The sequence below is a fragment of the Pokkaliibacter plantistimulans genome (assembly GCF_003194385.1).
Lineage (GTDB): Bacteria > Pseudomonadota > Gammaproteobacteria > Pseudomonadales > Balneatricaceae > Pokkaliibacter > Pokkaliibacter plantistimulans.
This window is the reverse complement of sequence record NZ_LAPT01000082.1, coordinates 1-13,004: the sequence shown is the minus strand read 5'-3', so window position 1 is coordinate 13,004 and position 13,004 is coordinate 1. Positions and strand designations below refer to the sequence as shown.

The window sequence follows — 13,004 nt, the reverse complement described above, 5'->3', positions numbered from 1 at the left end:
AAGGATATCGGAAGCCAAGGGTGAAATCGCGAACTCATGAGTAAGAAGCCGAACAAGAAGCCAGCCGCTCGCAAGTCAGCAAAGGGAAGATCATGGTTAGGGCTGTTAATAAAGCTGATGCTGGTCGGTGTGGTCGTACTTGCCGGAGTGATGGCCTATCTCGATGCGCAGATAGTCGAAAAGTTTGAGGGCAAACGCTGGGCTATTCCCGCCAAGGTGTATGCCCGTCCTCTGGAAATCTATGCCGGCCTCAGCCTGACTGACAAGCGCCTGAGTGCCGAGCTGGCGGCACTGGGCTATCGTCTGGTAGACAAGGTCGACAGTGTTGGACAGGTGCAGCGTAAAGGTGCGGGCGACTTTGTGATCTATGGCCGCAGCTTCAATTTTGCCGATGGTCGCGAGCCTGCTCAGCTGGGTGAGGTCGAGCTGGCTAATGGCCGGGTTCAGGCGCTGCGGGATGGCAAAGGTCATGACTTGCCCCTGATGCGTCTGGAGCCTCAGCTGATTGGTGGTTTCTATCCCAGTAAGAATGAAGATCGTGAACTGGTCACACTGAAAGATGTACCGCCGCTGCTGGTCTCTACCTTGATCGCCGTCGAGGATCGTAACTTCTATTCCCACTGGGGCATTTCATTGCGTGGAATTACCCGCGCCATGCTGGCCAATATTCGCGCCGGGCGTTTTGTTCAGGGTGGCAGCACCCTGACCCAGCAGCTGGTCAAGAACTTTTATCTGGATGACAACAGCCGCAGCCTGATTCGTAAACTGCGTGAGGCGCCCATGGCCCTGCTGCTGGAGATGCATTACAGCAAACAGGAGATCCTTGAGACATATCTGAATGAGGTGTACCTGGGGCAGGATGGCTCTCGTGCCATTCATGGCTTTGGTCAGGCCAGCCTGTTCTATTTCGGCCAGCCTGTAAACGAGCTGAATCCTGCGCAGATCAGTTTGCTGGTGGGGATGGTGAAGGGGCCATCGCTATACAATCCTCGACGTAATCCTAATACCGCTACCGAGCGGCGCAATGTGGTGCTGCAGGTATTGGCCGATCAGGGCATCATGCCGCAGTCCTATGCCGAGGGCTGGGCCAAGCAACCGTTGGGTGTCAGTGATGTGCCGCTGCGCTCGAAAGGAGGCTACCCTGCTTTTATGCAACTGGTCAGACAACAGCTTCAGCAGTACTACGATGCGGATACCCTGACCAGTGCCGGACTGAAAGTCTTCACTACCCTTGACCCCTATGTACAGCATACCGCCGAGCGCAGTTTGCAGGACGTCACTGCACAGCTGGACAAACGCTATGGCAAGCGTCTGGAAGGACTGGAAGGGGCCATGATTGTGACCAGCCCCAACACGGGAGAGATTCTCGCCATGGTGGGCGGGCGTGATCCACGCTTCCAGGGGTTCAACCGGGCGCTGGATGCTCACCGTCAGATTGGCTCGCTGGTCAAGCCTTCGGTCTATCTGTCGGCACTGGAGGAGTATCAGCAATATAACCTGGCGACGCCGCTGGACGATGGTCCGGTAGACATCAAGGCCGGTGATGGTACACGCTGGAAGCCGCAGAACTTTGATCACCAGAGTCATGGCATGGTGCCTCTGTGGCAAGCACTGGCAAAGTCCTATAACCAGTCTACGGCCCATCTCGGGCTGGCGGTTGGTCTGCCACGTATTGCCCAGACGTTACAGCGACTGGGGATCACCAGTCAGATTGATGCCGTCCCTTCTTTATTACTTGGGGCTATTGATCTGACGCCTTTTGAAGTAACCCAGATGTATCAGACTATCGCCTCTCAGGGGTTCTATATGCCCTTGCGCGCGGTGACCGCGGTACTGGATGAGAAAGGCAAGCCGTTGCAGGAGTCTTCGCTGCACTTCCAGCCCAAACAGGTGGTCGATCCCCGCTTCATGGGGCTGGTCACCTATGGTATGGAACAGGTGGTGAATGAGGGAACATCGCGGCAGATTCGTACCGTGCTGACCCCTGACATCTTTGCTGCCGGGAAGACTGGTACGACTAATGATCAGAAGGACAGCTGGTTTGCCGGCTTCACCGAAAACTATCTGGGTGTAGTGTGGCTGGGTAAGGACGACCCGCAACCGACTCCGCTGACGGGTGCGACGGGTGCACTGCAGGTCTGGATCGATATGATGAAGGGGCTTCAGCCTGCCGCCTGGCAACCCGCTCTGGCACCGGGCCTGAGTCAGGCCTGGGTGGATAGCAGTGGCAATCTGACGGATCAGGATTGCCCCGGAGCACGGCAGCTGCCTTTTATTCCTGGCTCAGAACCCAAGACGTTTAATAGTTGTCATTCTGCACCTGCTGCGCAGCCCGATGATGACGGGCAACAACGCAGCTGGTTTCAACGCTTGTTTGGAGGCTAATTGTGAGTACAACGATGTTTGCATCAGCGCCCAGAGTAGTTCGTGTGCGGGGACTGGCATTGCTGGCGTTCACAGCAATCATGGCAGGCTGTAGTTCCGTACAAACCGGACAGGTGCCAGTAGTGGATGCGACGGCCATGCCACAGCAGAGGCAGGTTCAGCAGGTTGAAAGCAGTGCGCAGTCCATGCCGCTGGATTCGTACGGTAGCGTTTCCGGTTCGGTAACGGTGGGCACGGGCGTATCCGGCAGTACTGACATGAACAGTAATTCAGGAGCTGATCTGAGTTCAGGCTCGGATCTCAGCAGCGAGATCAATAGTGATATCAACAGCGAGCAAAGTGGTGTGGGGGCTGGCGGTGCTGCACTGTCCGGCAGTGCTGGCCAGAGCAGTTTGCCCAGTACCAGCTCACTGAGCAGCTCATCACCAGCGGTACTGGCATTGCTCAGTCAATCTACCACTATGGCCAGCAGTGGTGATCTGGGGCAGGCGATCAGTCGTGCCGAGCGAGCGTTGCGTCTGGACCCACGCGATCCCAACGTCTATCGCACCCTGATGGGGTTGTATGACAAGGCCGGTCAGCATGATCAGGCCAGAGAGATGGCCAGCCGCGGGCTCAGCGTTGCCCGCAGCGAAGCCGAGCGGTTACCGTTCAGAGCACGTCTGGCTCAGTAGCTGGTAGCTGTCGTACCAGCAGCAGGCGGCCGGCCGCTACGCTACTTAACAGCAGAAAGCTGGTCAGCCCCCAGGTGTTGTGGAGTAAGCCCACTTCCGGGGTGGAGAGTAACTCCAGACCAGTGAGTAAGTTGCACAGAGGGATAGCTTTGGCCATCCCTCTGCTTTTCCAGGCGAGCAGTAACAGCGCCCCCGCCGTAATTACCCATAGTATGGTCTGCCACTGCAGTGCCCAGTCAAAACGACGGAACAGTTCAAAGCAGGCCATCAGCCCGAGCAGCCCTTTACCCCAAATCGCTTTCGCCCATGGGTTGGTCAGGGTGAGGCTGAGTACGCCAAAGCCTATAAAACTTACCGCGACAAAATTCACCAGATTGCGGCTGAGGTGCAGTGCATCCTTTGCATCAGGTAACAGCCATTCGACCAGTCCTTGCGCCACAACCGCCAGATAACCCAGCATCAGGGCGGAGATAGTGGGGTGTACTGATGAAGTCTGACGATGCTTCAATCCGATCAGCATCGTCACGGCTACCGCTGCAATCAGCACATTGATAGCAATCACCGCCGTCATAGCTTAGCCATGACTCGCTCAGCAGCATCCAGAGTATGTTGCAGAGCCTGGTCATCATGAGCCAGCGACATGAAGCAAGCTTCATAGAACGCAGGGGCCAGATACACGCCTTCATTCAGCATGCCATGGAAGAAGTGGTTGAAGCGCTCTTTATCACAGGCCATCACCTCGCTGTAGCGATTGACCTGCTGCTGCTCAGTAAAGAACAGACCGAACATGCCACCGACTTCATTGGTCAGAAAGGCTACACCAGCAGCACTGGCCCGTTCGCGCAGACCTGCCGTCAGATAGGCGGTTTTCGCGGTGATCTGCTCATGTATGCCTGGAGCACTTAATGCATTGAGCATGGCGAGTCCAGCGCTCATGGCGATGGGATTACCCGACAGTGTGCCTGCCTGATATACCGGGCCAAGGGGGGCAATATGCTGCATTACTTCGCGTCGACCACCAAAAGCACCCACAGGCATGCCGCCGCCAATAATTTTACCTAACGTGGTCAGGTCGGGTTGGATGTTGTAGTGCTGCTGAGCACCGCCCAGAGCGACACGGAAGCCTGTCATGACTTCGTCGAAGATTAAGAGGCTGCCGTATTGGTCACAGACGCTACGCAGGCCTTCCAGAAAGCCGGGAACGGGTGGGATGCAGTTCATGTTGCCAGCGACGGGCTCGACAATAATGCAGGCGATCTGTTCACCGACCTCGCTGAAGGCCTGATGTACAGAATCCATATCGTTGTAATTGAGCGTAATGGTGTGCTCCGCGAGGGCGGCGGGCACGCCGGGCGAGTTAGGAATTCCCAGTGTCAGTGCGCCGGAGCCCGCTTTGACCAGAAGCGAGTCGGAGTGGCCATGATAGCAGCCTTCAAACTTGACGATCTTGTCCCGGCCCGTAAAGCCGCGAGCGAGACGGATCGCGCTCATGGTTGCTTCGGTACCGGAGTTGACCATGCGTACCATCTCCATTGAAGGGACGAGCTCACATACCTTACGTGCCATCTCCACTTCAATAGCAGTGGGGGCGCCGAAGCTCAGGCCCAGTTCGATGCTTTCCTTGACGGCTGCGAGGATGTCCGGATGGTTATGACCCAGCAACATCGGACCCCAGGAACCTACATAATCCACGTAGGCCTTATCATCGACATCGTACAGATAGGCGCCCTGGGCTTTTTTGAAGAAAACCGGTGTGCCGCCGACGGCCTTGAATGCACGCACGGGCGAGTTTACGCCGCCGGGGATATAACGTTGAGCTTCGTTGAACAGGCTTTCTGATCGGTTCATTGGGAGTGTTTCTCGTCAGATAGTAGAAGAATGAGCACGCTGTGTAGTGGCTCCGGACATTGGGCTACAGGGTTGGACAATGCCGGTTAGCAGATCGCTGCACCACTAGTATTGTTTGATTTACTGATTTCAACCTGAGTGGTGTTAATCCCGTCATCGCTGATCACGCAATGGTTGCCGGCAGGCCAGATAGGAGCGGCAATGCTCGGCGATATTCTGTCTGGCAAAAATATCGTTGATTACGGCTAGCCAGTCTGCTCCCTGCTGCCACAGTTCCGGGGCGCGTTGAAGTGTAATGCCGCCGATAGCGACCACAGGTAACTGCAATGACTGCTGAGCCTTGTTTAGGAGTGACAGAGGTGCAGGCCTGGCGTTGGGTTTGCTGCTGGAGGGGTAGAATGCGCCAAAGGCGACGTAATCTGCCCCCTGCTGTTGTGCTTCAACGGCAAGTGACAGCTGATCGTGGCAGGTGATACCGATGATGGCTTGATTGCCCAATTCCCGTCGAGCGATTTCCAGCTGCTCATCCTGCTGACCCAAATGAACTCCATGAGCGCCGATGTCTGCAGCCAGACGCCAGTCGTCATTGATCAGCAGACAGGCACCGACACTGTGGCAGAGTTTCAGTAGGGCCTGTGCCTGCTGGCTGCGTTTTGCATGATCACTGCTTTTGTCTCGATACTGGATAAGTGTGCAGCCGCCCTGCAGCGCATCCTCGACTTCCTGTTCCAGACTTGTGCCAGACAGACAGCGGCTATCGGTGATGGCGTACAGGCCGCCTTGGGTAAGTGAGAAAGTCATAAAAGAGTCTGCTGATTGTTCATATAGCTGGTCAGATCGTCACGAGTGAAAGCGCCAACAATATTACCGTTCCAGCCCGTAACGTAGAGAGCTTCCGCACCGCTCTGATTGAAAAGGTCCATGGCTTCTTTGAGTGTTGACTGAATAGCGATGGCCTTGACGTCCTTACGGATGGCGGGAATGGCAAGCAGGTTAATCGTATCTTCTTCCTGGGTAGGGGCATGTTCCGCCAGAACAAAAGCGCGTAGGTCGTTGGTAGCGAGCAGGCAGACGGGTACATCGTCTCGACTGATCAGATACCAGGGACCGTTGTGATCCAGCATGCTGTGAGCCAGCTCTGGCGGCACCTTGTAAGGATACAGTGGTACGCCACGGCGCATAATCGCAGCGACGCTTTCTCGACTGAGTGCCTGTGATACCGGCGTTTGGCGCTGGGCCTGATTGGACGACAGGAGCAGTGACCAGAACAGCGACTTCTGTTTGAAGACATAGGTGCAGGTCAGATTGGCTACGACGATAGCCAGCATACCGGGAAAGATGATATTGGAGTTGTGAGTCAGCTCCAGCAGTGCAGTTAGCGCAGCCAGCGGTGCCTGTAGTGTTGCACCCATCATTGATCCCATACCAAGCATCGCATAGAAACCGATCGCACCTACTGGTTGATGGCTACCAACGTTGGCGATAACGCCCAAGGCTCCACCCGCTGCTGCCCCCACAAACAGAATGGGACCAATACAGCCCATCGGCATGCCCATGCCAAAACAGAATGCTGTAGCCACCAGCTTGACAACGGTGATGATCAGCAGGGTGGAAAGTAATAAATGGGGCTGCAGAATATCGCTGATCGTATCGTAACCAATCCCCATCACCTGAGGAGCAACGATACCCGCGATACCTGCTACTGCTCCCGCACAGAAAAGGCGTGCGCTGAGAGGCCAGTGATGTAAGTGCTGGCATAGGGTAACGATCTTGCAAAAGGCGGCAGCCAGTGCTCCCAGTACGACGCCCAGCAGCATGATGAAGGGGAGTTCAGTCAAAGACCGGTACTGGAGCTCAGGCACTATAAAGGCGACATCACTGCTGAAGAGTAAGTAATTCATCACTGCTGCAGTGACCGATGCAATCATCACCGGTAGAAAACCGTTGACGGTATATTCCATCAGCACCACTTCCATCGCGAATAGTACGCCCGCTAGAGGAGTATTGAACGAGGCAGATATGGCGGCAGCCACACCACAACCGACCATCAGTCGCATGGTGTTGTTGGGCACTTTTATGCGCTGTCCCAACTGGCTGCAGATGGCCGCACCCAGATGGACCGCGGGACCCTCTCGGCCCCCGGGCATACCTGAAATAATTGCAATGGAGCCGGTGATGAACTGGATGATGGCATTTCGGCCATGCAGATAACCTTGATGGAAGTTAAGACGCTCGAGCACGTAAACTACGCCTACCCGTCGGCGAGAAGGGGGGAAGGGGAGAAGGATAAGTGCAATAACGCCAGCTCCCAGTAGAGGGAACAGGCCTCTTAATAACCAGGGGAGTTGCTCAAACGCTTCAGGGTCACCCAGTAACCACTCTAATGGAAGTTCAATGGCAAAGCGGAAAATGACCATCACAAATCCGGTAGCCAAACCAGAGAGCAAGCCAAGCAGTGCTAACTGTGGAAGGGCGCCTGTGTGTGCCAGGCGGCCACGGAAGTGGTTAAGGGTAAAGACATCCTTCAGCATGTAAGGCCCATTTTTTTGATGGGAGAGCGCTCCTGATCCATGCAGACGTCTTTTTTCTTGATTATCAGACCCTTATGATTGGCATGGTTCATGGTTGAGCGGGCTGGAAATACCATTACGGGTGAGGCGGGTATTTTAGGCTTAACTGACAGAATCGTTGTAGAACTTTCTTGTGCTTGCGCTGCAAAACAAGGTTATTGGCTAGCATACAATCTTCAACGACGTGGGCTGGGGTTGTACTCAGCTTGATTGAGCAGATGGGCAGTGCGGAAGCTTGGCATTGCTATTGCGGTGCCGTTTTGTTTTGAGCCAGCATTTGTTCTGTTATGAAATAACTTTATCCCAAAGCCGAGCTGTGCGTCGGAGAGGGATTATAGTAAAGTAATACCCTACTTAATTACTTGGTTTTATATGGAGTGCCTGGTGCATGTTTGAAGAAGCTCTGGATGCGCCCATCAGTATCACTGAAAATGCGACACGCAAGGTCAGAAGCCTCATTGAAGAAGAGGAAAACCCTAACCTGAAGCTTCGTGTTTTCGTAACAGGCGGCGGATGTTCTGGTTTTTCCTACGGATTCACGTTCGATGAGGCTGTAGCCGAAGACGATACCATCGTGGAACGTGATGGGGTGACAATGGTGGTTGATCCACTCAGCTTTCAGTATCTATCGGGTGCGACGGTTGACTATAAAGAGGGGCTGCAGGGCTCGCAGTTCAGTGTCAATAATCCGAATGCGTCCACTACATGTGGATGTGGTTCAAGCTTCAGTATCTGACGTTTCTGGGCCAATGAAATTGGCTCGTGTGTGAACAACCGCGCCAGATGCATGATAAAAATCCTATCCAGCTCGAGTTGGATGGGATTTTTTAATCTCATGACGTGGTGTCAGGGCGGATAAATGGCACCCAGAACTCGTGGTGCAAGTGCTCCTGTAACGGCTGGAAAGTTTCCCGTTTTTCCATTCACGCGCTGCTTTGCCAGCCAGGCAAAGGCAGTGGCTTCTACCCACTGAGGTGCCAGGCCAATCTCATCTGTTGTAGCAACGTGCCATCCGGGCAAGCTCTGTGCCAGGCGCTTCAACAGCTCAGAGTTAAAGGCGCCCCCACCACAAATGTACAGTTCTCCATTATGGGTGTTTGCATAAGCATTGATTGCCTGGCTTATACTAATGGCCGTCAAACTGCAGAGTGTACTTTGTACTATTGCTGTATCGAGATGCCCATAATCTGAGAGTTGCTCCATCAACCAGCCTGCATTGAAGAGTTCTCTGCCCGTGCTTTTGGGGGCGGCCATGGCAAAGTAGGGCGTCTGTAGCATGGTTGCTAACAATTGCTCGTCTGGCTCTGCACTGGCTGCCCAATCACCGTCTTTGTCATAGCGTTGTTGCTGGTGCCTATTGCACCAGTAGTCCATCAGTACGTTACCTGGTCCTGTATCAAAGCCGACTATGTCTCGTTGTTGTAAGAGAGTGATGTTGGCGATACCGCCAATATTGACCACACATCTTACTTTGTCATCAACATGGAAAAGGTGGTGATGAAACGCTGGTACCAACGGTGCACCTTGCCCGCCTGCAGCTATATCTCGGCGGCGAAAGTCACTTACAACAGATATTCCTGTAAGCTCTGCCAGGGTGTTGGGATCACCTATCTGCAGCGTAAACGCATGAGGAGGATTGGGTTGATGCCTTATGGTTTGTCCGTGGCAGCCAATGGCGTGGATCTGATGTCTTTCCACACCAGCCGAAGAGATAAGTTCATTTACACAATCTGCATATAAACGCGCAAGCTGCACATCTAGTTGACCGAGGCGGTTGATTTCATCGTCATCAGGTTGGCAGAGTGATAGAACGTCAGCTCTCAACTCTTCAGGATAAGGGAGGTGGTTAAAGGCAATAGTGCGAAGTGGTGTAGTTGCAAAGTCGACCAGCACGGCGTCAACGCCATCCATGCTGGTCCCGGACATGACTCCAATGAAAAGTAGTGGTGTGTTGTTGTCGCCCATTACTTCAGTGCAACTTGTAGTGATGTCTTCCCATTCATGGCTGCAATTATCTGCCTGGCACGAGCGGCGAAGCGAGCCTTTTCCTTGCCGGTAAGGCTATCAGATTTCGGAAGTGCAACTGTCATGGGGTTCATGTGAGTACCACCAAGGCGCACCTCGTAATGCACATGTGGGCCGGTAGACAGACCGCTGGTGCCAATATAGCCAATAACCTGGCCGCGTTTTACTTTGTCTCCTAAGGACAGATTAGGGGCAAAGCCTTTCATATGAGCATAAAGGGTGCTGATCTTGTTGCTGTGTGCCAGCACTACAACATTGCCGTAGCCGCCCTTGCGACCAACAAAAATAACCTTCCCATAACCTGTGGCGTGAATAGGGGTGCCGTAAGGGGCTGCCAGATCTACGCCTTCATGTGAACGCCAGATATGGAGTTTGGGGTGGTAGCGGCGAGGGCTGAAGGGGGAAGATATACGTGCCCCGGCTACTGGGCTACGATCAAAGGCTTTCTGTTTGCCCTCCCCATTCTGATCAAAATATTGTGCTTCTCCGTCATCATCGTCCATGTTGCGGATAGCATAATAAGCTTGGCCTTTGTTGGTATAACGCGCAGCAATAATGTCACCCAGGCCTACCCGCTTTCCATTGATGTACTTTTCTTCATAAATGAGGGTGAAGGTGTCGCCCTTACGTACGTCCGTACGGAAGTCTACATCGTTTGTGAAAAGGGTAGACATATTGGCAATGAGGCGATAAGGAATGCCTGCAGCCTTCGATGCATTGAACAGCGTGTCCTTGACGGTCATGGACACCATCTTGTGTCTGACCTCTGTTGGCAGCACGTCTTCGCTTAATTCATAGCCTTTGTCGGTTTTTGAGACGGTTAATGTACTGTACGCACCATCTTTATATTTGATCTGTTCTATCTCGCCATCTTTCCCTTTGAATGCAAAAGCATCACCCGGATGCATACGGCGGAAAGGACGTTCTTTCTTGAAGGCGTTATCGACCTCAATGGCTTGGCCGACACTATATCCTGCTTTTTGAAATACGGACGTAAGGTTATCCCCAGACTCTACTGTTACCTTTACCCAGCCGTCATTGGGTACAGAGTCATCTTTATCGTGCTCTTTTATTGCTTGCTGCTCTTCTGTGTCTTCGGATGCCAGGGCGTCCTGCTCTTCTTTGCTGAGCATCTGCTTTTGCAGAGTGTCATCATCTAGGGCGTTAGCATCATCAGAGTAGTCTTCCGGCGTGTCGAGTGATGAAGTGCTGTCGCCATCACTATTGTCATCAGGGGGACTGTCGCTACTATCCTGTTGATTGAACAGACTCATGCTGATAACTGGCTTGTTTGATTCATCACCTTCTATGGGGGTTAAAGGAAGTGAACTCAGGTTAGTTGCAGAGTCGGAGTTAACCAAGGGAGGTTTCGGTGGTGTTAGTTCCAGGCGCAACGCCAGTGAGCGTTGCTCACTTTCTGGTGAGCGGGTGGCAGAAACCTTTTCTGAAGGAATAAAAATTAAAGCGCCGACAACTGTGCCAAGTAGAAAGATAGCTGCAACGTGCAACTTGGGAAGGCGTCCCAACATACTTCAGATACCCATGTAAAGTGATGCTTGAAAAAACTGACTATGTAAAAAAGCGACAGTATAAAAACTGTGAACAAAAATATCATCAAAGTTATATAGGTTGAACCATTTTTATGATGGTTTTCTTTCCCCTTGACAGGGCAAAGGGTTAGAATCCGCGGCCTAGCAAGAATGCTGTAATTGACAACTAGGCAGCCCTGTGACTAAGGAATAGAGAGACAATGAGTAACGCGCTGATTCAAGAACTAAAGGCCAGAGGACTGATCGCTCAGATGACGGCAGAGACTGAGCTAGAAGAGCATCTATCAAGTGGCGTGCGCGTTCTATATTGCGGCTTTGATCCTACCGCAGACAGTCTTCATCTTGGCCATCTTGTGCCTTTGCTGATGCTTAAACGATTCCAGCAGTACGGTCATCGTCCTGTCGCTCTGGTGGGGGGGGCTACTGGAATGATCGGCGACCCCAGTTTTAAAGCTCAAGAGCGCCAACTGAACTCCACAGAAATTGTTCAGCAATGGAGTAATAGCCTCAAGGCCCAGATTAGTCGTTTTATCGACTTCAATGACAAAGACGGTGCGATACTGGTCAATAATTATGATTGGACTGCGAATGTTGATGTTCTTACCTTTCTGCGAGATATAGGTAAGCACTTCACTGTAAATAAGATGATTGCCAAAGAGTCAGTGCGTCAGCGCATTGAGCGAGAAGACTCGGGTATTTCTTTTACAGAATTTACCTATCAGATTCTGCAGTCCTATGATTTTCAGCAGTTGAACAAAGTGTATGGCTGCAGCCTGCAGATCGGTGGTTCCGATCAGTGGGGGAATATCACTGGTGGTATTGATCTGACACGCAGAATGAATGGTACCCAGGCGTACGGGCTGACACTGCCTCTGATCACTAAGTCGGATGGAACTAAATTTGGTAAGACCGAAGGTGGTGCAGTTTGGCTGGATGCAAAGAAAACCTCCCCCTATGCCTTCTATCAATTCTGGTTACAGACGCCAGATGCCGATGTGTATCGATTCCTCAAGTTCTTCACTTTCCTTTCTGTCAGGGAGATTGATGCTTTAGAAGATGCGGATAAAGAACGGCAAGGTAAGCCTGAGGCTCAGACAGTGCTGGCGCGTGAGGTGACACGCTTGGTTCATGGTGTCGATGGCGTTACTGCTGCAGAGCGTATTACTCACGCGCTATTCTCTGGTGATATGTCCAAGTTGAGTGATCAGGACTATGCGCAGCTGTCGCAGGACGGGTTGCCTTCATCTGTGCTATCTGATGACCTGTTGGAGCTGCCGTTAACCTCTCTGTTTGTTGATGCCGATATCGCAGCGAACGGAAAGCAGGTGAAGGATGCTTTGCAGCGCAGAGCGGTAAGTATCAATGGCGTTGATATCGGTATGGAAGAGAATATGAATGCTGCCAACGTGTTTGCTGCCGAGCGTGCACTGTTTGGAAGGTACTTCTTGGTTAAGTTGGGTAAGAAAAAGCATCACTTGTTTACGTTAAGCTAGGTTCATCGGACTCAAAATCGCTTTGCTTATCACATAAGGCCCTACGGGGCCTTTTGCGCTTGTGGTGGTCAGTTTTAGGGGGGGCATTTTGTTGAGAAGAGTGTTGACAGACTCCCGGAAGTGCCTATAATGCGCCCCCACTGAACACGCAGCGACACGCTGAGTGCTCTGGAAGAAAAAGAAGATGTTCAAATTCAGTACCTTAGCCGGCAACGGCGAATGCTGGAGAAAAGCCAAGCGAAAACGCGGCTTGACATCTTCCGGTGATTCGATAGAATGCGCACCTCTTCTTCACTGGTGGTTGCGATCACCAGCTGCTCTTTAAAAATCAATCGGATAATTCGTGTGGGCACTTGTTCCTGACTCGACAAAATAGTCAGAGAACGATGCTCAATTCGTTGAGTAATGTGGATCTCTGAGCCAAGTTTGGTGCACTTAAAGCACTGTATGAATTGAACT

At 52.5% G+C, this 13,004-nt stretch carries 11 protein-coding genes; 4 read left to right on the top strand and 7 right to left on the bottom strand.

Annotated features, from left to right (window positions below; genetic code table 11):
• The first annotated feature begins 36 nt into the window (after nt 1–36).
• Both mrcB and WH50_RS16550 read left to right on the top strand, forming a co-directional pair.
• On the top strand, nt 37–2,385 hold the full coding sequence (gene mrcB, locus WH50_RS16555; RefSeq protein ID WP_110188312.1) for a penicillin-binding protein 1B: 2,349 nt from the start codon (nt 37–39) through the stop codon (nt 2,383–2,385).
• Between the two features lie 2 nt (nt 2,386–2,387).
• Nucleotides 2,388–3,059: a tetratricopeptide repeat protein gene (locus WH50_RS16550; protein ID WP_133251351.1), complete on the top strand. Its 672-nt coding sequence runs from the start codon at nt 2,388–2,390 to the stop codon at nt 3,057–3,059.
• On the opposite strand, the gene WH50_RS16545 is transcribed toward WH50_RS16550, so the two are convergent.
• From WH50_RS16545 to WH50_RS16530, 4 genes are all read right to left on the bottom strand, one after another.
• On the bottom strand, nt 3,037–3,630 hold the full coding sequence (locus WH50_RS16545) for a hypothetical protein (RefSeq protein WP_110188310.1): 594 nt from the start codon (nt 3,628–3,630) through the stop codon (nt 3,037–3,039). The two genes, WH50_RS16550 and WH50_RS16545, sit on opposite strands and share 23 nt — an antisense overlap.
• Complete coding sequence (gene hemL, locus WH50_RS16540) at nt 3,627–4,907, bottom strand: glutamate-1-semialdehyde 2,1-aminomutase (RefSeq protein WP_110188309.1); 1,281 nt, start codon at nt 4,905–4,907, stop codon at nt 3,627–3,629. The genes WH50_RS16545 and hemL overlap by 4 nt, the downstream gene beginning before the upstream one ends.
• 153 nt (nt 4,908–5,060) lie before the next feature.
• A complete protein-coding gene (gene thiE, locus WH50_RS16535; protein ID WP_110188308.1) occupies nt 5,061–5,708 on the bottom strand; it encodes a thiamine phosphate synthase in 648 nt (215 codons plus the stop codon).
• Nucleotides 5,705–7,438, bottom strand: coding sequence for a chloride channel protein (locus tag WH50_RS16530; protein WP_110188307.1), 1,734 nt, complete (start codon nt 7,436–7,438; stop codon nt 5,705–5,707). Before WH50_RS16530 ends, thiE begins: the two co-directional genes overlap by 4 nt.
• 427 nt (nt 7,439–7,865) lie before the next feature.
• Here WH50_RS16530 and erpA point away from each other — a divergent pair, with 427 nt between their 5' ends.
• Entirely contained in the window at nt 7,866–8,213 is a 348-nt protein-coding gene (erpA, locus tag WH50_RS16525) for an iron-sulfur cluster insertion protein ErpA (RefSeq protein WP_104151765.1), read from the top strand.
• Between the two features lie 110 nt (nt 8,214–8,323).
• Here the strand turns inward: erpA and WH50_RS16520 are convergent, their stop codons facing one another.
• Both WH50_RS16520 and WH50_RS16515 read right to left on the bottom strand, forming a co-directional pair.
• Nucleotides 8,324–9,442 carry an anhydro-N-acetylmuramic acid kinase gene (locus tag WH50_RS16520; protein WP_110188306.1) on the bottom strand — a complete coding sequence of 373 codons (1,119 nt, stop codon included), beginning with the start codon at nt 9,440–9,442 and terminating at the stop codon, nt 8,324–8,326.
• On the bottom strand, nt 9,442–11,031 hold the full coding sequence (locus tag WH50_RS16515) for a M23 family metallopeptidase (protein ID WP_110188305.1): 1,590 nt from the start codon (nt 11,029–11,031) through the stop codon (nt 9,442–9,444). The genes WH50_RS16520 and WH50_RS16515 overlap by 1 nt, the downstream gene beginning before the upstream one ends.
• Nucleotides 11,032–11,252: 221 nt before the next feature.
• Here WH50_RS16515 and tyrS point away from each other — a divergent pair, with 221 nt between their 5' ends.
• Nucleotides 11,253–12,545: a tyrosine--tRNA ligase gene (gene tyrS, locus WH50_RS16510; RefSeq protein WP_110188304.1), complete on the top strand. Its 1,293-nt coding sequence runs from the start codon at nt 11,253–11,255 to the stop codon at nt 12,543–12,545.
• Nucleotides 12,546–12,739: 194 nt separating this feature from the next.
• Here tyrS and WH50_RS26660 read toward each other — a convergent pair.
• The coding region (locus WH50_RS26660) for a hypothetical protein (RefSeq protein WP_207780353.1) at nt 12,740–13,004 on the bottom strand (265 nt) is incomplete at its 5' end.

Coding starts and splice junctions, on each gene's coding strand:
- tyrS (WP_110188304.1), top strand. CDS start 11,253: ATGAGTAACGCGCTGATTCAAGAACTAAAGGCCAGAGGACTGATCGCT.
- WH50_RS16520 (WP_110188306.1), bottom strand. CDS start 9,442: ATGGGCGACAACAACACACCACTACTTTTCATTGGAGTCATGTCCGGG.
- WH50_RS16530 (WP_110188307.1), bottom strand. CDS start 7,438: ATGCTGAAGGATGTCTTTACCCTTAACCACTTCCGTGGCCGCCTGGCA.
- thiE (WP_110188308.1), bottom strand. CDS start 5,708: ATGACTTTCTCACTTACCCAAGGCGGCCTGTACGCCATCACCGATAGC.
- mrcB (WP_110188312.1), top strand. CDS start 37: ATGAGTAAGAAGCCGAACAAGAAGCCAGCCGCTCGCAAGTCAGCAAAG.
- hemL (WP_110188309.1), bottom strand. CDS start 4,907: ATGAACCGATCAGAAAGCCTGTTCAACGAAGCTCAACGTTATATCCCC.
- erpA (WP_104151765.1), top strand. CDS start 7,866: ATGTTTGAAGAAGCTCTGGATGCGCCCATCAGTATCACTGAAAATGCG.
- WH50_RS16515 (WP_110188305.1), bottom strand. CDS start 11,031: ATGTTGGGACGCCTTCCCAAGTTGCACGTTGCAGCTATCTTTCTACTT.
- WH50_RS16545 (WP_110188310.1), bottom strand. CDS start 3,630: ATGACGGCGGTGATTGCTATCAATGTGCTGATTGCAGCGGTAGCCGTG.